The sequence below is a fragment of the Nocardia sp. NPDC050712 genome, from assembly GCF_040654295.1.
GTDB lineage: Bacteria > Actinomycetota > Actinomycetes > Mycobacteriales > Mycobacteriaceae > Nocardia.
Window position 1 is genome coordinate 82,806 of record NZ_JBFAHT010000005.1, and the last position, 26,069, is coordinate 108,874.

At 69.9% G+C, this 26,069-nt stretch carries 2 protein-coding genes; one reads left to right on the forward strand and one right to left on the reverse strand.

Translation table 11 applies throughout. The features are described from left to right. Positions 1-31 precede the first annotated feature (31 nt). On the forward strand, positions 32-439 hold the full coding sequence (locus tag AB0H76_RS33230; RefSeq protein WP_357331030.1) for a nuclear transport factor 2 family protein: 408 nt from the start codon (positions 32-34) through the stop codon (positions 437-439). A 14-nt stretch (positions 440-453) separates the two neighbouring features. Here the strand turns inward: AB0H76_RS33230 and AB0H76_RS33235 are convergent, their stop codons facing one another. Next, positions 454-26,052, reverse strand: a complete 25,599-nt coding sequence (locus AB0H76_RS33235) for a non-ribosomal peptide synthase/polyketide synthase (protein WP_357331031.1) — start codon at positions 26,050-26,052, stop codon at positions 454-456. Positions 26,053-26,069 lie beyond the last annotated feature (17 nt).

Genomic DNA, 26,069 nt, shown 5'->3' on the forward strand with positions numbered 1-26,069 from the left:
GCATGGCGGTGCCGGGCCTAGCGTCGAGATCATGAGCACCGAGAGCAACAGAGAATCCGTCCGGGCGATCTTCGATCAACTGGCGCAAGGGAATACGCGCGCCCTCGGCGACGCGCTCGCCGACGACTGCCGCTGGATCTTCCCCGGCAACTGGTCGTGGTCCGCGCGGTGGGAGCCGAAGACCGAGGTCGTGCAGGGGCTGCTACGCCCGCTGATGGCGCAGTTCGGCAACGTCTACCGGATGGAAGCCGACCTGATCCTGGCCGACGGCGATCGCGTCGTCGTGCAGGCCCGCGGGTACGGGACCACTACGCGTGGCGAGCCCTACCACCAGACCTACTGTTTCCTCTTCCGGTTGGCGCGGGGCCGCATTGCCGAGGTCGTCGAGCATTGCGACACCGCGCTGGTCGAGCGAGTACTGGACCCGGTCGGGCCGTAGCGGGACCGTGCCCGCTACTGCCCGCCGTCCCGGAGCAGCGTGTTCAGGATCGGGCCGATGGCGCCGGCCCCCTGCGGATTCATCATCCCCGTATGCCATTCGTCGATCGGGATCTCGTGAACGGCCCCGGTGATGTGCCCGCGCCAGGTTCCGGCGATCTGGTCTCGATAGGACTCCTTGGCGGCGATGAACAGGACGGCGTCGCCGTCGTAACGGGGCGGGGTATGCGACACCGGGGTGGTGAAGCACTCGGTGACCCGGTCCACCTGTTGCGGGGTGAGGATGCCCTCGGCGCTGAGGCGCTCCGCGATCAGGGGGAGCAGTTCGGCGGGGTCGTCGATCTGCTGGTCGTCGGTCATGCCGAGGAATTCGCGCCAGCCGCGGAGGAACTCGGTCAGCGCGCGGTCGGCCCGCACGCCATCGGGTTCCGGTGCCGGGGTGAGGTTCTCGGCGATACCCGCGTCGACGAGGGCGAGCAGCCCGACCGGGTGACCCAGCTGTTGCAGGCGTGCCGCCATGGCGTGCGCGATCTTCCCGCCCAGTGACCAGCCGAGCAGGTGATAGGTGGTGTCGGGGAAGGCCGTCAGGAGTTCCTCGACGTATCGCTCGGCGTAGTCCTCCACCGACTCGATCCGAGGCCCGTTCTCGACGATGTAGGGATCCTGGAGGCCGTAGACGGGGCGGTCCGGGTCCAGGTGCCCGGCGAGCGCGCCGTAGACCCAGGCGAGACCGCCACCGGGATGGACGCAGAACAGGGGAGCCTTGTCGCCGGTCGAACGCAGCGGTGCCAGGACGCCGAGCGAGACGCCCATCTCGGACTGCGGAGCTGCCAGGTACCGCGCGAGTGACGCCGGTGTCGAATCGGCGAAGAGCAGCCGGTAGGGAACGACTGTGTCGGTGCGTGCGCGAAGCTGCGAGACCAACTGCATCGCGACCACCGAAGTGCCGCCCAGGGTGAAGAAGTCGTCGTCGACGCCCACCCGCTCTACTCCCAGCACCTCCGCGAACACCGAGACCACGACTTCCTCGAGCGGCGTCGAGGGCGCCCGATAGGACGCGGTCACGCCCTCCGGTGCGGGCAGCGCCCGTCGATCGACCTTCCCGTTCACGGTCAGCGGCAAGGCGTCGAGCACGGTGATCGTGTCGGGCACCATGAACGAGGGCAGCCGTCGCGCCACCGCCCGGCGGATCACCGCCGGATCGAGGCGGCAGGCAGGCGAAGGAGTGACGTAGGCGGCCAACCGCGCGTCCGCCGAGCCGGGGGAGTGGACGGTCACCACCGCTTGCAGTACCTCGGCCGAATCCGCCAGCGCCGCTTCGATTTCGCCGAGTTCGAGGCGTTGACCTCGGAGCTTGACCTGGAAGTCGGCGCGACCCACGAACATCAGCACCGCGTCGTCGCCGCCGGATGCCCACCGCACCAGGTCTCCGGTGCGATACATCCGCGACCCGGCCGGCCCGAAGGGATCGGCCACGAACGCGGCCGCGGACAACCCCGGCCGGCGCAGATATCCGCGCGCCACACTCGGACCGGCCGCATACAACTCGCCGACCGCACCCGCAGCGACCGGCCGCAACGACGAATCCAGCACCACCAAGCGAACATCCGGAATCGGACCGCCCAGCGACACCGGGTGACCGGTGTCCAGCAGTGTGCCGGAGATCCACATCGTGCACTCGCTGGGTCCGTACACGTTGAGCAGCACACGCTCACCGGCGGCGTCCGTGCCGGCCCACCGCCGCACCAGCTCCGGCGTGCAGGCCTCACCACCGCTCACGATGGCCCGCAGGTCGTCCAGCCCGGCGGGATCGACCGAGAGGCCGACCGCCGGCGACAGGAAGGCGTGCGTGATGCGCTCGCCGCGCAGCAACTCCGCGAGCGGATCCCCGGCGAAGATATCGTCCGGGGCGACAACCAGGGCCGCACCGACCGGTATCGCCAACAGCAATTCGATCACGGCGGCGTCGAAAGTGCGTGCGACACCGGCCAATACGCGGGAGTCGTGGCTCGGGCGGCAGCGCGCGTGCTGGACGGCGGTGACGGCGGCCAATCCCGTATGGGTGACGGCCACGCCCTTGGGTGTGCCGGTCGATCCGGAGGTGTAGATGACATAGGCGGTGTTCTCCGGGCGCACCGAGCCGCCCCGGTCGACGTCGCCGACTCGTGCGGCGCTGTACCCGCCGAGGTCGAGGCCGCCCAGATCGATTCCAGCGCTGCCCAACTCGGCAGCCTCCGAACCGGCTACCCGCGAAGCGATTTCACCGTTGGTGAGCACGACGTCGGCCGCGCAGTCGGTGAGGATGAACCGATTCCGCTCGGCCGGGTGGGCGGGATCGATGGACACGAACGCGGCACCGGTCTTGACGACCGCCCACACCGCGCGCACCCACTCTCCCGATCGCGGAATAGCAACCGCGACAACCGATTCCCGTCCGATGCCGGCCTCGAGCAGCAGGCGCGCGCACCGATTGGACCACTGATCGAGCTCCCGATAGGTCCACTCGCGCCCGGCATCCACGACCGCGAGCCGATCCGCGTGCTCGCTCGCGGCGCGCTCCAGCACCTCGGTGAAGGTGGCCGGCTCCGGCCCGGAGCCGCCATCACCCCACTGCGACAACAACGCTCGCTCGTTCGCGTCGAGGACCTCGATATCGCGCAACCCCACCGCGGGATCGGCGACCACGGCCTCGATGATTCGTCGCAGCCGCCGGGTCAACGCGGTGATCGTCGATCGATCGAACAGATCGAGGGCGAAGCTCACCCCGATGATCAGCCCACCGGCGGTATCCGGGGTATCGGAAACGGTGACGGTGAGATCGAATCGTTCGACCCCGCTGCCGAGGTCGATCGGCGTGCACCGCACGCCCGGCAACTGCGCGTCCGCCGGATCGAGGTCCAGATTCTGGAACGCCAGCATCACCTGGAACAGCGGGTGATACGCCTGGGTGCGCGGCGGATCGATCACTTCGACCACCCGCTCGAACGGAATGTCGGCGTGCGCGAACGCCTCCAGATCGACCCGGCGGCACTGCTCGAGCAGCTCGCTGAAGGTGACGGCCGCATCGACGTGAGTTCGCAACACCAACGTGTTGACGAACATGCCGATCAGCCCGTCCAGTGCCGCGGCCCCGCGCCCCGCGATCGGCGTGCCCACCGCGATATCGCTACTGCCCGACATCCGCGACAGCGTGACCGCCAACGCCGCGTGCAGCACCATGAACACCGTCGCGTGGTGTGCCCGCGCGATCCGGTGCAGCCCGGCGGCCGTTTCCGGGTGCACCGCAAACGAATACGTGTCCCCGCGATGCGAGGCCACCGCGGGCCGCGTCCGGTCGGCGGGCAACTCCAGCCGGTCCGGCACGCCCGCCAGCTGCCCGGCCCAGTACTCGACCTGACGCGCCGACACGCTGCCCGGGTCGGATTCCGCGCCCAGCACCTCACGCTGCCACAGCGTGTAATCCGCGTACTGCACCGGCAACGGCCCGGCCCACTCCGGCGCCCGCCCGGTCCGCCGCGCGGAATAGGCGAGCGCCAGATCCTGCGCCAACGGTGCCAGCGACCAGCCGTCCGCCGCGATGTGATGCATGACCAGCACGAGTACGTACTCGCCGGACCCGCTGTCCAGCAAAGTAACCCGCAACGGCGGCGCACTCGGCAGATCGAACCCGCGCCGCACCAGCGGCAGCACCACCTGTTCGATGTCGGCCGCGTCGACGGCCCGCACCTCGACGGGCACGGTGGCCTCGGCGACCGGCAGGATCCGCTGGTACGGGTTTCCGTCCCGGTCCGGGAACACCGTGCGCAGCGTTTCGTGGCGGGCCACCACATCACCGAGGGCCGCGGTCAGGGCCTCGACATCCAACTCGCCGGTGAACCGCAGCACGAGCGGAATGTTGTAGGCCGGTGAGTCCGGTTCGAGCCGGTTGATGAACCACATTCGCCACTGCGCGAACGAGAGCGGCAGATACTCCGGCCGCTCGCGCACCACCAGCCGGGACCGCGCCGGGTCGGCGCCGGTCGAGCGCTCGGCGAGCACCAGCGCCAGTCCAGCCGCGGTCGGCGCGTCGAACAGATCCCGCACGCCCAGCTCGATACCGGCCGCCGCGGCCACCCGGGCGGCCACCCGCGTCGCCGACAACGAATGCCCGCCGAGCGCGAAGAAGTCGTCGTCCACCCCGACCCGGTCCACGCCGAGTACCTCGGCGAAGGCCGACACCACGATCTCCTCGAACGGTGTCGAGGGCGCGCGATAGGCCACCGTCACCCACTCCGGGACGGGCAACGCGCGCCGATCGACCTTGCCGGTCGAGGTCAGCGGCAGCTCCGCCAGCACCGTGACGGTGTCGGGGACCATGTAGGACGGCAGCCGTTGCGCGACCGCCTGCCGGACGCCGACCGGGTCGGGCAGGTGATCGGGCGCCGCGGTGATGTAAGCCGCCAGTCGCACGGTCGCGCTCGGTTCGTGGCTATGGGTGATGACCACCGCGCGCGCGACCTCGTCCAGCTGGGTCAGCATGTTCTCGATCTCGCCGAGTTCGAGGCGCTGGGCGCGGATCTTGATCTGCCGGTCGGCGCGTCCGGCGAACTGCAACCTCGGACGCGCACCGTCCGGCAGCCACCGCACCAGGTCTCCGGTGCGATACATCCGCGACCCGGCCGGACCGGCCGGATCGGCGACGAACGACCCGGCCGTCAACCCCGCCCGCCCGAGATATCCGCGCGCCACACCGGGACCGGCGGCATACAACTCGCCGACCACACCCGCCGGTACCGGCCGCAGCGACGCGTCCAGCACCGCCAACCGGACGCCCGGAATCGGCCCGCCCAGTGAAACCGGTTCGTCTACCAGCAATTCGGCTGCGGTAACCCAGATCGTGGACTCGCTGGGCCCGTACAGGTTGTACAGCTCACGAGCACCGGGCGCGTCGGTACCGGACCATTGCCGCACCAGCGCCGACGGGCACGCCTCGCCCGCGACCATCAATACCCGCAGCTGGTTCAGCGACTCGGCATCCATGGTCGCCGCCACCGCCGGAGTCAAACAGGCGTGCGTGACGCCCTCGGCGCGGATCAACTCCGCCAGCGGCGCACCGGCGAAGACGTCGGCCGCGGCGACCACCAGCGCCGCACCGGCCGAAACCGCCGACAGCACCTCGAAGACCGCCGCGTCGAAAGTACGTGCCGCGACCGCCAATACGCGGGAATCGGCGCGCAGACCGAACTGCTCGCACTGCGCGGCCGTGACAGCGGTCAACCCGGCGTGGGTGACGGCGACGCCCTTCGGCGTGCCGGTCGTGCCGGAGGTGTACACGACGTAGGCGGTATTGCCCGGCCGCACGGCACCGCGCCGATCGTCCTCGGTCACCGAGGTATCGCTGTAGCCGAGGAGATCGACCAGGTCCGGATCGATGACCGGAATCCCGGCATCGTTCAACTCGCCGGCCTCGGCGAGCACGATCGTCGCGGCGGCGTCCGCGAGGACGAAGCGGTTGCGCTCCGGCAGCTGGGCCGGATCGAGGGACACGAAGGCGGCGCCGGTCTTCGCGACCGCCCAGACCGCCCACACCCAGGCCGCCGACCGTGGAAGCGCCACCGCCACTACGGTTTCCGGACCGGCACCCTGTTCGATCAGCATCCGCGCGCACCGATTCGACCAGCGATCCAGTTCCTGATAGGTCAGGTGCTGCATCGCGTCGGTGACCGCGAGCTGATCCGGGAACCGCGCGGCCACCCGGGAGAGCAGCTCGGTGAGCGGGATCGGGGCCGGTGCCGCGCCGCCGTCACCCCACTCCCGCAACGACTGCCGCTCGCTCGCCTCGAGTATCTCCAGAGCGCGCAATCCGGCCGCGGCAGCGGTCACCGCCGCGAACAGGATCCGCTCCAGCCGGCGAGCCATCTGTGTGACGGTCGATCGATCGAACAGATCCGTGGCGTAGCCGATGGTGATTGGGATGTCGCCCGTCGCGTCGGGGATGTCGGCGACGGTGATCGACAGATCGAAGCGTTCGACGCCGGTATCCAGGGTCATGGGCGTGACCCGAATCCCGGGCAGGTCCGCGGAGTCGGGATCCAGGTCGAGATTCTGGAATGCCAGCATTACTTGGAACAGTGGATGATGCGCCTGCGTGCGAGGCAGATCGATGGCCTCCACCACCCGCTCGAACGGGATATCGGCATGGGCGAAGGCATCGAGATCCACCTGCCGAACGTGACCGAGCAGATCGGTGAACGAACCGGCCTCGTCGACCCGCGTCCGCAGCACCAGGGTGTTGACGAACATGCCGACCAGATCGTCCAGCGCCGCCGCCCCGCGCCCCGCGATCGGCGTTCCGACGGCGATGTCCCCGGTGCCCGACAGCCGCGACAGCAACAGCGCCACCGCCGAGTGCACGACCATGAAGACCGTCACCCCCTGAGCGGCGGCCAGTTCGCCGATCCTGGCGAACAACCCGCCGTCCAAGGCGAATGAATAGCTGCCGCCCGCGTGCGAGGCGACCATCGGCCGCGGCCGATCCGCGGGCAACTCCAGCCGATCCGGCAGCTCCGCCAAATGTGCTGTCCAGTAGGCGAGCTGACGCGCCGAAGCCGACTCGGGGTCGTCCTGGTCACCCAACTCCGTACGTTGCCAGAGTGCGTAGTCCGCGTACTGGATCGGCAACGGCACCCATTCCGGCGGCCGGCCCGCTTGCCGCGCCGCGTAGGCGGTCGACAGGTCCCGTGCGAGCGGCGCGATCGACCACCCGTCGGCGGCGATGTGATGAATCACCAGCGCCAAGATGTGGTCACCGGAACCGCTGTCCAGCAACGTGGCTCGCAGGGGAAGCTCGGTCGCCAGGTCGAACCCGTGCCGAATCGACGCGGCGACGGCGGCGTCGAGCTGTGCCGGAGTCACCGACCGCACCTCGACGGGTACCGCGGTCCGGTCGGGGGGCAGCACCCGCTGGAACGGCGTCCCCTGCTCGTCGGGGAATACCGTGCGCAGGCTTTCGTGCCGCGCCACCACATCGCCGAGCGCCGCGATCAGGGCGCCGGTGTCCAGTTCGCCGGTCAACCGCAGCACCAGCGGAATCGTGTATGCCGCTGACGCCCCGTGGAATTGGTTGATGAACCACATGCGCAGCTGCGCGAACGACAACGGCACCCGGTCGGGCCGCTCCCGGACGACCAGCGCCGATTCCACCGCACCACCGACGCCGGCATCCAGCACCCGCGCCAGCCGCGCGGGAGTCGGGGCCTCGAACACATCCCGCACGCCGAGATGCACACCCGCGACCGCCGATACCCGCGAGGTCACTCGCATCGCGGAGAGCGAATGCCCGCCCAGCGCGAAGAAGTCGTCGTCCGCGCCGACCCGATCGAGTCCGAGCAGTTCGGCGAACACCTCCGCTACCAGCTGCTCGGCCGGCGTCGACGGCGCGCGGTAGGCCCGCGTGAGGGTTTCCGGTTCCGGCAGGGCCGCGCGATCCAATTTGCCGCTCACCGTGAGCGGCAGCTCGGGCAGGACCGCGCAGGCGTCGGGCACCATGTGTGCCGGCAGCCGCTGCCGGGCCGCGGCCAATACCCGCTCCGCGTCGAGGCCGGTGCCGACGAGGTAGCCGATGAGTCGATGGGATCGCGCGTGCTGCACCACGACCGCCCGCGTCACCCCGGGTTGGTCGGACAGCACCGCCTCGATCTCGCCCAGCTCGACCCGCTGTCCGCGAACCTTCACCTGGAAGTCGTTGCGTCCCAGGAACTCCAAGGTGCCCTGCGCGTTCCAGCACACCTGGTCGCCGGTGCGGTACAGGCGGGAACCGCTGCGGCCGAACGGATTCGCGACGAAGGCCGCGGCGGTCAGGGCCGGCCGGTTCGAGTATTCCAGGGCCTGCTGGATGCCGCCGAGGTACAGCTCACCCCGCACTCCGACCGGAACGGGCCGGAGCGACGCGTCCAAGACGACCGCCTCGATGCCGCGGATCGGACCGCCGAGAGTTACCGGCGCCTCGGGTGTCATCGGCTCGCTGAGCGTGGTGACGATGACGGTCTCGGTCGGCCCGTACGCGATGTACAGCTCCCGATCCGGCGCCCAAGCCGCCACCAGCTCCGCGGGTACCCGCTCGCCACCGGTGACGAGCACTCGCAGCGCATCGAGTCCGGCGGGCGACATGGTCGCCAGCACACTCGTCGTCACGAACGCATGCGAAACCCCGTGCTGCCGAATGATGTCCGCGAGGGGCGCGCCGCCGAAGGTGTCCGGTGGCGAGACCACCAGCGCGGCCCCGTTCGGGTGTGCCATCAGCAGTTCCATCATCACCGCGTCGAAACCCGTGGCCGACACCGCCAATACGCGGGAGCGGGTGTCCACGCGGTAGCGTTCGCGCTGCTCGGCGGTGAAGTTCGCCAGGCCGTCATGGCTGACCACAACACCCTTCGGGGTGCCCGTCGAGCCGGAGGTGTAGACCACGTAGGCGGCGTGTCCCGGGTGCAGGGGCCGAATCCGGACGGCGTCGGTCACCGCAGCCGCGGAGAACTCCGCGAGGTCCGGCGCGTCGAGCATTATCCGGTCGATCGAGTCCGGCACCGTGTGCACCGTGTCGGCGACCGACAGGGCAAGGCGCACTTCGGAATCGGCGATCATGCCGATGACCCGGTCCAGCGGATGGCGTGGGTCGATCGGTACGAAGGCCGCACCGGCCTTGGTCACCGCCCACAATCCGAGCAGGAATTCGATGCCCCGGGGCATCGCCAGCGCGACCGCGTCGCCCGGCCCGATACCGCGGTCGATCAGCAACCGTGCCAAGCGATTCGAAGCGTCGTCCAGTGCCCCGAAGCTCAGCGTCACCGCACCCGATATCACCGCGGGTGCGGCCGGATCGAGAGCGGCTCCCGCGACGAGCAGATCCGCCAGCGGTCGCGCCGGCTGTGCCGGGCGGCCCCGCACCGGTGCGAGCCGAGCTCGTTCGGCGGGGGACAGGAGATCGATCGACTCCGCGGCGACCTCCGTATCCGCCGTCATCGCGTCGAGTACGCGCGTGAGCCGATCGGCACAGGCCTGAACCCACTCATGCGCGAATACACCCGGCTGGTACTGCAACTGCGCCCGGAACGGTTCGCCCTTCACGACCACCAGCGCCAGCGGATAGTGCGCGGCATCGTCGGACCGCAGCTCCTCGACCCGCATGTCCTCGATCGCCGCGGCCTGGGCCGCGAGCGCGGCCTCGTCGACGGGATAGGACTCGAAGACCAGCACCGTGTCGAACAGTGTCGAAACATCCAGTGCGGCATGGATATCGGACAGGCCGATGTGGTGATGGCCCAGCAGTTCGGACTGTTCCGCCTGCACGCGGTGCAGCACCGCGGCGATCGGTTCGCCGGGGCGCCGGCGCACCCGCACCGGGATGGTGTTGATGAACAGGCCCGCCGCGGACTCGATACCGGGCAGATCCGCGGGCCGTCCGGACACCGTCGCGCCGAAGACGACATCGTCGCGCCCGGTCAGGTACCCCGCGACGATCGCCCACGCCACCTGGAACACGGTGTTCACCGTGACCCCGGCGGACGACGCGGCGGCGACCAGCCGGTCGGAGAGCCCATGGTCGAAATCGAGTGCGACAGAGTCCATTCGCTCCATCGACTCCGGAGCTCGCGGAGCCAGAAGCGTCGCTTCGGCGTCATCGAGCGCGTGCCGCCACACTCGCAGCGAGTCCGCCGGATCCTGCCGGCCGAGCCAGTCGAGATAGGACCGATAAGACCCCGCCGGGTTCGCGCCGATCGTGTCGTCCGGCGTCGCGTACGCCGCGAGCAGCGTCCGCAGCAGCGAGGGCATCGACCACCCGTCGAACAGCACGTGGTGGTAGGAGAGCAAGAGCGTGTACCGGCCCTCGGCGACGGTGACCAGGGTGAACCGCATCAGCGGGGCCGTTTCGATGTCGAACGGCTCGGCCTTGTCCCGCTCCAGCACCTCGGCCAGTGTGGCGCCGGAATCCGCGCGCAGGTCGATCTCGCGCCACAGCATCACCACGTCCTCGGAGACGATCTGCACGCCGTCGCCCGCCGCGGTGGTACCGAACGCCACCCCGAGATTCGGGTAGCGCTCCAGCAGCTGCCCGGCCGCGTGGCGCAGGCGTGCGGCGTCCACCACGCCGGTCAGCGTGATCGCGAGCTGGACCGCGTACACGTCCACCCGCGACTCGGCCAGCCGGGCGTGGAACAGCAGCCCGGACTGCAACGGCGACAACGGCCAGACGTCGGCCAGGCCCGGGTAGCGCGCCTCCCAGGTCGTGATGTCGGATTGGGTGGCCCGCACCAGCGGGAAGTCCGACGGCGTGTGCCCGCCGGTGTGCGGGTGGCGCAGCCGGGCGACGACGGCGTGCAGCGCGTCGACCCAGAGCCGGGCCAGCTCATCGACTTCCGTCGCGTCCAGGATGTCGTCGAGGTAGCCGAAGGTGGCCGACAAGCGCCCCTCGGTGACGGCCGCCGTGATATCGACGACCGCTGTCGCCAGGACGTGCAGGTCCTTGTCGGCGATCGGCGCGCCGAGGGCATCGGTGACGGCGAACGCGGTGGGGGTTGTCCCGCCGGGCGACAGCTGGCCGAGGTAGTTGAAGGCGATCTGCGCGGGCGGCGCGGCGGGCAAGGCCGGTGCCGTGTCCGGGTTGAGGTAGCGCAGCAGCCCGTAGCCGAGGCCGTGGTCCGGGATCGCGCGCAGGTGCTCCTTCGTGTTCTTGACCACCGTCTCGATCGCCGGACCACCGGCGTAGGCGTCGTCCGGATCGATTCCGGCCAGCGGGATCCGGACCGGGTACATGGTCGTGAACCAGCCGACCGTCGAGGTCAGGTCCGCACCCGGGAGGGCTTGTTCCTCGCGTCCGTGCCCTTCCAATCGCAGCAGCGTCGAGGACTCCGCGCCGCCCCGCCAGCGCCGCACGGCCAGGGCCAGCGCGGCGACCAGCGTGTCCTGTACGTCACCGTGGAAAGCCGCGGGCACCCGGGTCAGCAGGGCCTCGGTGACTTCCGCCGAAACCTCCACTCGCCGTACCCGTATGGCGCTTCCGGTATCGCGAGCAGGGTCCAGTGCGCGTGAGCCGAGCAGCGGATCCGGTCCGTCCAGGATCGCCTGCCACAGCGGCAGTTCCGCCACCCGCTCAGGCGATTGCGCCGTCTCGGCCATCCCGTGTGCCCACCGCCGCATCGACGTCCCCACCGGCGGCATCGACACCGCACCGCCGGTGCGGTACTGCTGCCACGCCGACATCAGGTCGGGCAGGATGATGCGCCACGAAACACCGTCCACCACAAGGTGATGCGCGAGGAAAATCAGCTGACCCGGCTGCGCCGCGTCGGTGGGTGCGAACCAGAGCACTTGCAAGACAACGCCGTTGGCCGGATCGAGCCGCTCGAGCGCCGCGTCGACCTCCGCCGTGACCAGACGATGGCGCTGCTGCTCGACCACGTGCACCAGCGGCTCGACGTCCACCGCGTCCCGGGGCCGCGTCTCGAGCTGCCAGTCCCGGCCGTCGTGCCACAGCCGGGCCCGCAGCATGTCGTGCCGGTCGAGCAACGCGCTCACGATCGCCGTCAAACCGGCCCGATCCAAACCGGCCGGCGCGGTGAGCACCAGGGTCTGATTCAACCGCCCGAACCCGCCCTGCTCGGCCATCCACCGGGCGATCGGGGTCAGCGGCATAGCGCCGACACCGCCGCCGGGCAACTCCGCCAGCACCGGTGCGGGCTCGACCGATTCGGCCACCCGCGCCAACGCGGCGACCGTCCGCGCCTCGAAGACCTGCCGCGGGGTGAACACCACACCGCGATCCTTCGCCCGGGCGACCAGCTGGATCGAGACGATGCTGTCGCCGCCCAGGGCGAAGAAGTCGTCGTCGGCTCCCACCTGGTCGAGGCCGAGGACCTGCGCGAAGACCGCGGCCACGACTTCCTCGGTGCCGGTGGCGGGCGCGCGATACGTCGTGGCCACCCACTCCGGTTCCGGCAGCGCGCGCAGGTCCACCTTTCCGGTCGGGGTCAGCGGCAGCTCGTCCAAGACGGTGATGGTGTCGGGGACCATGTAGGAGGGCAGTCGCCGCGCCGCGGCCGCGCGGAGGGCGACCGGGTCCGGGACATGGCCCGTCGCCGGGGTCAGATAGGCGGCCAGTCGTGCACCGTGCCGGACGACGGCCCGCTCCACCTCGTCGAGTTCGGTCAATACGGCTTCGATCTCGCCGAGTTCCAGGCGCTGACCGCGAATCTTGATCTGGGAATCGGCGCGTCCGACGACCTCCAGCGCCCCGCTCCCGGGCAGCCACCGCACCAGATCGCCGGTGCGGTACATGCGAGATCCAGCAGGGCCGAACGGATCGGCCACGAATGCGGCGGCAGTCGTGCCGAGCCGATCGAGGTAGCCGCGGGCCACGCCGGGACCGGCTACGTACAGCTCGCCGACCACGCCCGGTGGCACCACATTCAGCCAGGCGTCCAAGACCACCGATCGGACACCGGGAATCGGAGTGCCGATCGATACCGGTTCGCGCACCACCGATTTCGTGCCCGTTACCCAGATCGTGGCCTCGCTGGGCCCGTACAGGTTGTGCACAGCGGCCTGGCTACCCGCCCAGTGCCGCACCAGCGCGGGCGGGCACGCCTCGCCCGCGAGCATCAGCACGCGCAAACCCTGGAGCTGCCTAGCATCGAGGGTGGCCGCGACGGCTGGCGTCATACACGCGTGCGTCACCCCCGCGGTGCGCATCAGCTCCGTCAGCGGCGGTCCGGCGAAAACCTCCTCGGGCGCGACGATCATCGCCCCGCCGACCGGCACCGCGAGGAGCAGTTCGAAGATCGCCGCGTCGAAAGTGCGCGCGGCGACCGCCAATACCCGCGATTCGCTGTTCGTGTCGAGGTCGCGGCGCTGTGCCGCGGTGATCGCGGAGAGCCCGGCGTGGGTGACCGCCACCCCCTTCGGCGTGCCGGTCGATCCCGAGGTGTAGACGATGTAAGCGGTGTTATCCGGCCGGACCGAGCCGAGCCGGTCAGCGGCATGGAGCGGGCCGTCGCTCCAGGCGGCGGGGTCGAACCCGTCCAGATCGACGACGCCGATTTCCCATTCTCCGGCGGTACCGCCGCCGGTGAGCAGGATGGTGGCCGCGCAATCGGCGAGGATGCCGCGATTACGCTCCCGTGGTTGCGCCGGATCGAGGGAGACGAAGGCGGCCCCGGTCTTCGCGACCGCCCACACCGCGCGCACCCAGGCGGCCGACCGGGGAAGAGCGATCGCGATGACGGTTTCCGGGCCGGCCCGCTGCGCGATCAGCGCCCGCGCCAAGCGATTCGACCATTCGTCGAGATCCTGATACGTCCATTCGCGCTCCGCGTCCACGACCGCCGGTCGGGCCGGGAATTCCGCCGCGGCGCGGGCGAGCAGCCCGGCCAGCGTGTCCGGCTCCGGAACGGGACCGCCATCGCCCCACTGGCGCAACGACACTCGCTCGTCCGGCGCCAGCAGATCCAGACCTCGAAGGGAGATCGCCGGATCGGCGACCACCGCCCGCACGGTGCGCTGGAGCCGATGCGCGAATTCGACGATCGTCGGCCGATCGAACAGGTCGAGCGCGAAGCTGACCGTGATCGGCACACCGCCGCCGCCGGACGCGCTGTCCGGGATATCGGCGACGGTAAGGGTGAGATCGAATCGTTCGACCCCGATATCGAGACTGCGCAGCGGCTCGACCGCGAGCCCGGGCAGCCGCGCCAGCGCCGGGTCCAGATCGAGGTTCTGGAAGGCCAGCAGCACCTGGAACAACGGGTGATGGGCCTGGCTGCGGGGTGGGTCGATGGCCTCGACGACCCGTTCGAACGGCATGTCGGCGTGTGCGAACGCGGCCAGGTCCACCTGACGGCAGTGCTCGAGCAGGTCGGCGAACGACCCGGTCTCGTCGACCCGGGTCCGCAGCACCAGCGTATTGACGAACATGCCGACCACGCCGTCCAGCGCCGCCGCGCCACGACCCGCGATCGGCGTGCCCACCGCGATATCGGCGCTGCCCGACAGCCGCGACAGCAGCACCGCCAGCGCCGCGTGCACCACCATGAACACCGTCACCCGATGAGTTCGTGCCACCGTGCCCAGCCCGGCCACGGTCGCGGCATCCAGGGTGAAGGTATAGGTGCCGCCACGCTGGGACGCGACCACCGGCCGCGGCCGATCGGAGGGCAGTTCCAGCCGGTCCGGCAGCCCCGCCAAATGCTCTGTCCAATAGGCGATCTGGCGGGCGGCCAGGGTTTCCGGATCGGATTCCGCGCCGAGCACCTCGCGCTGCCACAACGTGTAGTCGGCGTACTGCACCGGCAACGGCGGCCAGGGCGGCGGTGCGCCCGCCCGGCGCGCGGTGTAGGCCAGCGCCAGATCGCGCACCAGCGGCGCGATCGACCACCCGTCGGCGACGATGTGGTGCAGCACCACGACCAGCAGATGATCCTCGGATCCACTGCGCAGCAGCGTGACTCGCCACGGTGGCCGCGCGGACACGTCGAACCCCTGCCGCACGATGCTCGTCACCCGGTGGGTGATCTCGTTCGGCTCGACAGGTTCGATCTCGACGGCCGCGGTGTCCTCGAGCGGCAGAATCCGCTGGCTCGGAATCCCCTTCTCATCGGGAAACACCGTGCGCAAACTCTCGTGCCGCGCCGCGACATCCCCGAACGCCGCGGACAGCGCCGCCGTGTCCAGCGGCCCGCGCAGCCGCAGCACCATGGCGATGTTGTAGGCGGGGGAGTCCGGTTCGAAGCGGTTGATGAACCACATGCGAGACTGCGCGAACGACAGCGGTATTCGCGCCGGCCGTTCCCTCGGCGCCAGCGGCACGCCCGGCTGTTCCGCGATCTCGGGGGAGCGCACGGCCAAGACCGCCGCCAGCCGGGCCGCGGTCGGCGCGTCGAACACATCACGCACCTCGACCGGCAGACCCGTGGCCGTCGCCACCCGGGACGCCACCCGCGTCGCCGACAGCGAATGCCCGCCCAGCGCGAAGAAATCGTCCTCGACCCCGACCCGGTCGACGCCGAGTACTTCCGCGAACACCGAGACGACGATCTCTTCCAACCCCGTAGACGGAGCCCGATAGGCCGAGGTGAGCAGCTGCGGGGCGGGCAACGCGCGCCGGTCCACCTTGCCGCTGGGCAGCAGGGGCAGCTCGTCCAGGATGACGATCGCGGCCGGTATCATGAACTCCGGCAGTCGATCTGCCGCGAAGTGCCGGATCTCGGCCACCAGATCGCCGATACCGGGATCGTTCACATACGTGCCCAGCGAATCCAGCGGGCCCGCGGTCGCATACAGGTCGTCGAAGACCGTGTCCTCGTCCGCGTCGCGGACGAGGACGGCGTCCATCAGACCGGCCACGGGTGACCAGGTGACGGCGACCGTGTGGCCCAATGCCGCGCCGAGCGCACGAATCTCGTGCGGCAGCACCGCTGGGGCCGGGGTGCCCAGGTCCAGATCGGCGACCGCCGCATCCGCATCCGCGGTGTCGACGATTCGAGTGGTTGCCACATCCAGAATCGTTCCGGCCTGCGGTATTCCGGTGATTCGCAGGCCTTCGGCCCGCTCGGCGGCGAGCTGTGCGTGCAGTCCCCGCAGATCGCCGAATTCGGCCCAGGCCCGCTGCGGCAAATCGGCCAGCGATCGCACCCGTGCCGGAGCTTTGCGGAGGACCACGTCGTAGCGGTAGCGGGTCAACTCGTTGTCGACCGGCGCGTACTTCAACTCGATGTCCACCGCGGCGATGCCGGCGACCTTGTCCCGCAGGGCGAGGAAGAACTCCGGGGCGACCAGCAGTTCCTGCTCCGCGGTCAGCGCGCGGCGCGCGCGTTCGCGCACCGCGGCCACCGTGTCCTGTTCGCCGCCACCGGCCAGCTGGGTACCCGTGGCGAATTCCCGCAGCAGCGTCAGGTTGCGGATATCGCCGAGGAACAGCGCACCGCCGGGCGCCAGCAGACCCATGACCTTGTCGATCACATCGATCAGATAGGCGGCGTTCGGGAAGTACTGCGCCACCGAGTTCACCACCACCACGTCGAACCGGTCCGGCGGCAGGTCCGAGACGTCGTCGGCGGACTGCACCCGCAAACTCACCCGGTCCGCCCAGTCCACCCCCGATTCGAGCAGGCGCGATTCCAGATTGGCGATCGTCGCCGCCGAGAAATCGGTGCACCAGTACTCGACGCACTCCGCGGCCAGCCGCGACATCAGCAATCCGGATCCGACACCGATTTCCAGGACGTGCGCGGGCCGCAAGCCGAGCACCCGGTCCACCACCGCGTCCCGCCACTCCCGCATCTGCCCCACGGGAATGGGTTCTCCGGTGTAGCTGCTGTTCCAGCCGCCGAAATCGGCGTCCAGCGCCATCGGCTCGGCGAATTCCCGGCCGTTGCCGAGATAGCTCTCCTTGCCGGCGTACAGGTTGTCGTAGACCAGTCGCCAATGGTCGACCAGCTCGGCTGCCCGGTCGCTGTCGTCGCCGACCGCCGCTTCGCGGTCGCGGACGACGTAGGCGACCAGCTGCTTGTCGAGCACCGTCGCGGCGTCGTCGGAGGCGAGGGCCCGAGCGACGACCACCGCGCGCGACACGGCCGGATGCGATACCAGCGCCGCCTCGACCTCGCCGGGCTCGATCCGATACCCGCGCACCTTGACCTGATCGTCGGCCCGGCCCGCGAATTCGAGCACCCCGTCGCGGGTCCACCGCACCACGTCCCCGGTCCGGTACATCCGCTCGGCGATACCGAACGGGCACGCCACGAACCGCTGCGCGGTCAACCCGAGCCGCCCCGCGTAGCCGCGCGCCAATTGCGCTCCGGCCACATACAATTCGCCCGCCACACCCACCGGGACCGGCCGCAACCGCGAATCCAGGATGAACACCCGCACATTCGGCACCGGAGCGCCGATCGGCACCCGCGCCCCGGCCGCCCACGGTTGTGACCCGGGGATCTGCTGGGTCGACACGCACACCGTGTTCTCGGTCGGCCCATAGGCATTGGCGATGTCGATACCCGGCCAGCGCTCCCGGAATTGCGCTACCGCCGCCGCGCTCAGGGCGTCGCCTCCGGTGACGACCTGGCGTACCGGATCGGCGTCGAGGTCGGGTTCCGCGGTCGCGAGCACCTCGAAGAGGGCGGTGGCCGCGAATATCGTCGTCACGCGATGCCGGGATACCGTGCGCATCAGCGCGGCGAGATCGAGCCGATCGGGTGGGGCGATGACGATCGTCGAGCCCGCCAGCAGCGCGGGCCACAGCTCGTAGGCCGAGGCGTCGAAGGCCATCGACGAATGCAGCAGCACCCGCTCGCCGGGCCCGCCCGGCCATCCGTAGGCCGCCATATTCATTACGCCGAGGTGTTCGACCACCACGCCTTTCGGGCGTCCTGTCGAGCCGGACGTATAGATCACGTACGCGGCGTCGGCCGGTGCCAGCGCCGGCAATTCGGTATCGACTACTTCGAGATCGGCGACATCCAAACACAACGAGGTTCGCGCACCCAGCGGCAGCTCCGCCCCGACGGAGACCGTCGTCAACACGAGCAACGGATCGGCGTCGCCGAGGATGAATTCGATCCGGCTGGTGGGATATTCGGGATCGATCGGCAGATACGCGCCACCGGCTATCACCACCGCCAAGACCGCGGTCACCAGATCCGCCGACCGCGGCATCGCCACCGCCACCACCGAACCGCGGCCGACGCCTCGATCCACCAGCATCCGCGCCAGAACATCGACCCGCGTAGCCAATTCGCGATAGGTGATGTCACCGTCCGCGTGTGCGACGGCAACAGCCTGCGGCGTGGTCGCCACCTGCCGAGCGAACAGGTGCGCGATCGAGGACGCGTCCGGCGCGGGCGCCGCCGTGTCGTTCCAGATCCGCAGCACCCGGTCGCGTTCGTCCGGCGCGAGAACATCCATCCGGCCGAGCGACATTCCCGGATCGGCGGTGACGGTCGCCAGCAGGCGCAGATAGCGGGCGGCGAGGTCCGTCACGGTGCTGCGATCGAACAGATCGGTGGCGTATTCGATGCGGCCCGACAGCACGGGGGCCGCGGCGCTGTCGGCCGGATTCACTCGTTCGACCACATCGACGTGCAGGTCGAATTTGGCGGTACCGGTAATCGCGGGAACGATCTCGACCGCCAGCTCCGGCAACCGCAGATCGGGCAAGAGATTGTTCTGGAGCGCGAACGACACCTGGAACAGCGAGTGATACGCCGGAGAACGGGTGGGTTGCAGCAATTCGACCAGGCGCTCGAACGGGGCATCCTGATTCTCGTACGCGGTCAAGGCTTTACGGCGGACCTGGTCGAGCACCTGCTCGAAACGCGGGTTCCCGGACAGATCCACCCGCAGCACCCAGGTATTGACGAAGAAGCCGATCAGATCGTGCGTCGCCTCCTGGGCACGCCCGGCGACCGGACCGCCGATGCTGATGTCCTCGCCGGCGCCGACCTGGGACAGCAGCACCGCCAGCGTCGACTGCAACAGCATCGACACCGTCACCTGGCGATCGTGGGCGAGTCGATACAGCGCCTCGCACAGCGCGGGCTCGAAGGCGAACTCGATCACCGCGCCGCGATTGCCCGCGACCGGCGGCCGCGGGCGGTCCACCGGCAGCGCTATCGGCTGCGGCGCGTCCGCCAATTCGTCTTCCCAATAACGGAATTGGGTTGCCAGCACGCTGTCCGGATCGGACTCCGCGCCCAGCGTCTCCCGCTGCCACAGCGCGAAGTCCGCGTACTGCACCGGCATCGGCGTCCACTGCGGCGCCTGTCCCTCTCGGCGCGCGGTGTACGCGGCCGTCAGGTCGCGCACGAACGGCGCGATCGACCAGCCGTCCGCGGCGATGTGGTGCAGGACCAGCACCACGGTGTGGTCGTCGGAACCATTGCGCAGCAACGTCACTCGCAGCGGCAGCTCGGTCGCGACATCGAATCCCCGGCGAACGAGAACCGCCAGGGTCTGCTCGAGCTCGCCGGAGCCGACCGTCCTCGTCTCGATCGTGGTCGCGGCCTGCTCGATCGGCAGGATCCGCTGGTACGGCACCCCGTCCTCATCGGGGAACACGGTGCGCAGGCTCTCGTGTCGCGCCACCACGTCGGTCAACGCCGCGGCCAGCGCGTCCTGATCCAGCGGTCCGCGCAAGCGCAGGACCATCGGGATGTTGTAGGCGGGGGAGTCCGGCTCGAATCGGTTGATGAACCACAGTCGGGACTGCGCGAACGACAACGGGATGCGCTCCGGGCGTTCCCGCACCGTCAATTCCGGCCGGGCCGGTGCGAGGTCCGCTCCGCGTGCGGTCAGCGCCTGCGCCAGCCGGGCGGGGGTGGGGGACTCGAAGACATCCCGGACGCCCACCTCGGTGCCGAGCGTCGCGGTCATCCGGGACGCCACCCGCATCGCGGAGAGCGAATGCCCGCCGAGCGCGAAGAAGTCGTCGTCGACGCCGACCCGGTCCACGCCGAGGACCTCGGCGAACACGGTGACGACGCTCTCCTCGGCGGGGGTCAGCGCGGCGCGATAGTCGGCGACCGCGAAGGTCGGCGCGGGCAATGCGCGCCGATCGACCTTCCCATTGGGTGTCAGCGGCAGGCTGTCGAGGACGACGAGCGCGGAGGGAACCATGTACTCCGGCAGGCGGTCCGCGACGAAGCGCCGCAGCTCGCCGACGAGGTCGGCCGCCTCCGCCACGTCATCGAGGACGACATACCCGACCAGCCGCTTATCCACCGAATCCGCGGTGCCGGAATCGATCTCCCGGGCGATCACCACCGACTGCGCGACCAGCGGGTGCGCGGTCAAAGCGGACTCGACCTCACCCGGCTCGATCCGGTACCCGCGCACCTTGACCTGCTCATCGGCGCGGGTGACGAACTCCAGCACCCCGGCGGGAGTCCACCGCACCACGTCCCCGGTCCGGTACATGCGCTCACCCGCCCCGAACGGGCAGGCCGAGAACCGCTTGGCGGTCAGGCCCGGTCGATTCCGGTACCCGCGCGCCAGCTGCACGCCGGCCACATACAGTTCGCCCGGAACCCCCGCCGGAACCGGCCGCAACCGCGAATCCAGCACGAAGACACGCATATTCCCGACGGGGCCGCCGATCGGAACGCTGCCCCCGCTCATCCACTCCCGCGTATCGGGGACCTCATAGGTCGAGACGCACACCGTGTTCTCGGTCGGCCCATAGGCATTGACCACGCCGATGCCCGGCCACCTGTCGCGGAAGCGGGCGACCGCGACCGACCGCAACGCGTCACCGGCGGTGACCACTCGGCGCACCGAATCGAGTGTCAGCTGCGGCCCCGAGCTCGCCAGGATCTCGAACAGCGGGGTTGTCACGTACAACGCCGTCACGTCGTGCCGGGATATCGTCCGGCTCAGCTCCGCGAGGTCCGATCGGCCGGGCGGGGCGATGACGATCGTCGAGCCCGCCAGCAGTGCGGGCCACAACTCGTAGGCCGAGGCGTCGAAGGCCATCGACGAGTGCAGCAGCACTCGGTCACCGGGCCCGCCCGGCCACCCGTGGGCCGCCATGTTGACCACGCCACGATGTTCGACCACAACACCTTTCGGGCGTCCCGTCGAACCCGACGTGTAGATCACATACGCCGCGTCGGCCGGTGACAGTGACGGCAAATCGGTGTCGAAACCTTCGAGGTCGGCGACATCCAGGCACAGCGAAGCCCGTTCACCCAACGGCAAGTCCGCCGCGGTCGAAGTGGTCGTCAACACCAGCAAGGGATCGGCGTCACCGAGAATGAATTCGATGCGGCCGGAGGGATATTCGGGATCGATCGGCAGATACGCGCCACCGGAGAGGACCACCGCCAAAACGGCGGTCACCAGGTCCGCCGACCGCGGCAATGCCACCGCCACCACGGCACCCGGGCCGACGCCCCGGCCCACCAGTGCCCGCGCCAGAACATCGACCCGTACTGCCAATTCCGCGTAGGTCAGCGCCTCGTCACCGAACCGCAGGGCGACCGCGTCCGGCGCCGAATCGACGCGGCGGCGGAACGCCGCCGCGATCGTGGTCTCCGGCGTCGTGGTCTCGAGCCGCGAACTCCCCTGCGTCAGCAGCCGATCGCGCTCCGCGTCCGCCAGCAGGCCGATATCGGCGATCACCTCCGCCGGGTCGGCGCTCACCGCGCGCAGGACACGCAGATAGCGGTCGGCGATACCGGTCACCGTGGCGCGGTCGAACAGATCGGTCGCGTATTCGATCCGGCCGACCAGCACCGCGGGAGTCTCGGCGGTGCCGAGGGTTTCGATCAGATCGAAATGCAAGTCGTTCTTGGCGCTTCCGGTGGCGAAGGCGAGGAATTCGGCCGCCAGCCCGGGCAGTTCCAGTGCGGGCAGGCCGCCGTTCTGGAACTCGAGCGAGACCTGGAACAGCGGGTTGTAGGCCGTCGACCGGGTTGGATTGATCAGCTCCACCAGCCGCTCGAACGGTGCGTCCTGATTCTCGTAGGCGGTCAGGGCTTTACCGCGGACCTGGTCGAGCACCTGCTCGAAACGCGGGTTCCCGGACAGGTCGACCCGCAGCACCCAGGTATTGACGAAGAAGCCGACGAGCTCGCGCAGCGCCGCTTCGGTGCGCCCGGCGACCGGGCCGCCGATCGAGACATCCGGTCCCGCTCCCAACCGGGAGAGCAGCACCGCCAACGCCGCTTGCAAGACCATGGACGCGCTGACCCGGCGCTCGCGGGCGAGCCGATACAGCGCCTCGCGCAGCGGTGCGTCGATGACGAATTCGACGGCGTCGCCGCGGTTGCTCGTCAGCGGCGGGCGCGGCCGATCGGCCGGCAGCGCTATCGGCTGCGGGGCACCGGCCAATTCCTGTTCCCAGTACTGACATTGCGCCGCGAAGGCACTCGCGGCATCGGACTCCGCACCGAGCAGTTCCCGCTGCCATAGCGCGAAATCCGGGTACTGCACCGGCAGCGGGGTCCACTCCGGCTCCCGGCCCGCCGCGGCGGCCGCGTACGCCGTCGACAGGTCCCGCAGCAGCGGCGCCATCGACAGACCGTCCGCGGCGATGTGATGCACGACCAGCACCATGACGTGCTCGAACCGGCCGCAGCGCAACACCGTTGCGCGCAGGGGCAGATCCGTGCGCAGGTCGAAACCGCGCCGGACGCGCTCGGCCACCGCGTCGTTCACCTGCGCCGGATCGAGGTCGGTCAGCTCCAGCGGGGCCGCCGCGTTCGCGACAACGTCCTGATAGGGCACCCCGTCCAGCTCGGGATACCGGGTCCGCAGTACTTCATGCCGAGCGACCACCGTGGCGAGCGCCGCGGCGACGGCCTCGGTATCGAGCGCTCCGGCCAGCCGGAACACCAGCGGGATGTTGTAGGTCGGCGAGGCGGGTTCGAACCGGTTGATGAACCACATGCGTAACTGCGCGAACGACAACGGGATTCGTTCGGGCCGCTCCCGGACGACCAGCTTCGACCGCGCCGGGCCCGTGCTGATCTCCCGCTCGGTGAGCACCCGGGCCAATCCGGCGGCGGTGGGCGCGTCGAAGATGTCACGGACGCCGACCGCGCGATCGGTCACCTCGGCCAGTCGCGCCGCCACCCGCGTCGCCGAGATCGAATGTCCGCCGCGGGCGAAGAAGTCGTCGTCGACACCGACGCGATCCGCGCCGAGCGCCTCGGCGAACGCGGCGGCGATGATCTCCTCGACCGGGGACGAGGCGGCCCGGTAGCCCGCCACCGCGCGCCGCGGCGCGGGCAGCGCGCGACGATCCACCTTCCCGGTCGGGGTCATCGGCAATGCGTCGAGCACCGTGATGGTCTCGGGGACCATGTAGGACGGCAGCCGCCGCCCCACCGCCTGCCGGACCGCGTCGACATCGAGGGAATGTCCCGGCGCCGCCGTGAGATAGGCCGCCACCCACGCGGCATCGGCGGCCGTGACGATGGCGTGCTGTACCTCGTCCAGCCCGGTCAGCGCGGCTTCGATCTCGCCGAGTTCGAGGCGCTGGCCGCGAATCTTGATCTGGGAGTCGGTGCGGCCGACGAAACTCAGCGTCGCCCCGCCGCTGCCGGTCTCCCAGCGCACCACGTCGCCGGTGCGGTACATCCGCGCGCCCGCCGGACCATACGGGTCGGCGACAAACGATGCGGCGCTCGAACCGGACCGGCCGAGATAGCCGCGGGCCACACCGGGACCGGTCAAATACAACTCGCCCGCCGCCCCGGCGGGTGCCGGTCGCAGCCACGCGTCGAGGACCGTCAGCCGGACGCCCGGTATCGGAGCGCCCAGCGACACCGCGTCACCGGGCCGCAGCGCCGCGCTCGTCACCCAGATTGTGGCCTCGCTCGGCCCGTACAGGTTGTACAACACGCGAGCACCGGCCGCGTCGCTTCCCGACCACTGCCGCACCAGCGCGGGCGGGCAGGCTTCGCCGGCGACCATCAGCACGCGCAGGTCGTCGAGTCGCCGCGGATCGAGCGTGGCGGCGACGGCTGGAGTCAAACACGCATGTGTCACACCATGGGCATGCATCAACTCCTGCAGGGGCGGGCCGGCGAACGCGTCGCCGGGCGCGACGATCAGTGCCGCACCGACCGGAGCCGCCGCGAGCAGTTCGAAGACCGCCGCGTCGAAAGTGCGGGCGGAGACCGCCAATACGCGAGAGTCGCTGTCCAGCCGATAGTGCCGGGCGAGGGTGTCGGCGACTCCGGACAGTCCGGCATGGGTGACGGCGACACCCTTCGGGGTGCCCGTCGAGCCCGAGGTGTAGACGATGTAGGCGGTAGTGCCGATCCGTACCGTGGCACGTCGATCCGCGTCGGTGATCGGAGCGGCGCCGCACCCGGCCGGTTCGAGCCGATCGATATCGATCACCCGAACTCCGGGCTCTTCCAATCCGGCTGCTTCCGAAGTGGATTCACTGCTTGTGAGCACGATGGCGGTGGAGCAATCGGCGAGAATGAACCGATTGCGTTCGACCGGCTGGCTGAGGTCTACGGTCACGAAAGCCGCGCCGGTCTTGGCGACCGCCCAGGCCGCGCGCACCCACGCCGCCGAGCGTGGAACAGCAATGGCCACAGTCGTTTCCGGCCCCGCGCCGCCCTCGATCAGCGTTCGCGCACACCGATTCGACCACTCGTCGAGCTCGCGGTAGGTCCAGGTGTGTTCCGCGTCGCGGACCGCGAGCCGATCCGGGTGCGTCGCCGCCGCCCGGGACAGCATGGCGGGCAACGTGATCGGTTCGGGCCCCGGCGCACCGGCGCCGGACTCCTGCAACACCCGGTGCTCGTCGGGCCCGAGCAAGGCCACCGCACGCACGGGCGTCTCGGAATCCGCGATCACGCAGTGCAGGAAGCTGTCCAGGAACCGCGCGAACCGCCGGTGGTGCTCGGTGACCTGGTCCAGGGTGTAGACGCTGGGATTGGCGAAGAAATCGACCCGGGTACTCTCGCCGCCGACGGCCGGATAGACGTTCACCGAGAGATCGGGAACCAGCCCCGGAGTCAACACTTGCAACCGGCCGGTGATCTCGCCGAGCACGATCTTGGTATCGAGAATCATCAGGTCGACCATCGGGCCGGCCGCCTGCGGAAGATGGCGGGCGGCAACGGATTCCGAATCCTGGAGCATGTCCTCGTGCCGGTAGCGCTGCCCGCGAAGGGCCCCCATCAGCGTGCGCTGGGTCTCCTCGAGCAGGGTGCCGACGGTGTGCCCGGGCGTGACGGTGATCCGGAACGGCACGATATTGGCCGTCATCCCGCCGGAGCGGCCCATGGCCGCCGTGACCCGCGCGGACACCGGCAGGCTCAGCACCACGTCGTCGGAGCCGGTCATCCGCGCCAGATACAGGCCGAACGCGGCGAGGACGAAAACGGCCTGCCCGGCCGATCGGGTGGCCAGGGCGGTCCGGAAGGCGCGGTCGGTCTCGGGGGACAGCAGCGCGCTCACCGCGAGCGGATGCTCCTCGGCGAGTGCGACCCGATCGGTCAGCGTGACCGGCACGGGGAGCTCCGCGACGTACTTCGACCAGAACATCCGGTCGTCGTGGAAGCGCGGCGAGGCCCGATACTGCTCGTCGGCGGTGACGATCTCGCTCAGCGACCGAATCGTCTGGCCCGCGGGCTCGGCGCCCGCCAGCGCGGCGGTGTAGAGCTGCGCGCTTCGAGTGAGGATGTTCAGTGCGGCGATACCGTCCATCGCGATGTGATGGGCGCGCAGGTACCAGAGCCACCGCTGCTCGCCGACCCGCGCTACCGCGCCCAGCACCACCGGGCCGTGTTCCAGGTCGATGGGGGCACGGTAGTCCGCGTGCATCCAATCCAGTGCCGCGGCAACAGGATCGGGCGCCGAGGTGTAGTCCAGCTGCCGGACCGCGCCGTTGGCGGTGTCGTCCACCACCTGCCGGGGCTGGCCGTCCACCTCGACCACGCGCACCCGGCTGACCTCGAACTCGTCGAGCGCCCGCCCGAACGAGGCGATCAGCAGCGCGGTGTCGAGGTCACCGGCGAGCTCGAGGTACAGCGCGTTCGACACCGGTGTCGCGCCCGCCAACTGTTGCAGTAATCCGATCGCACGCTGTGCCGCGGTCAACGGATAAGACTGAGGGTCGCGCATCCCGCCTCCTGAAGATC

What these genes read in the sequence shown, in the direction of transcription:
- AB0H76_RS33235 (WP_357331031.1), bottom strand. Translation starts at nt 26,052, where the DNA reads ATGCGCGACCCTCAGTCTTATCCGTTGACCGCGGCACAGCGTGCGATC.
- AB0H76_RS33230 (WP_357331030.1), top strand. Translation starts at nt 32, where the DNA reads ATGAGCACCGAGAGCAACAGAGAATCCGTCCGGGCGATCTTCGATCAA.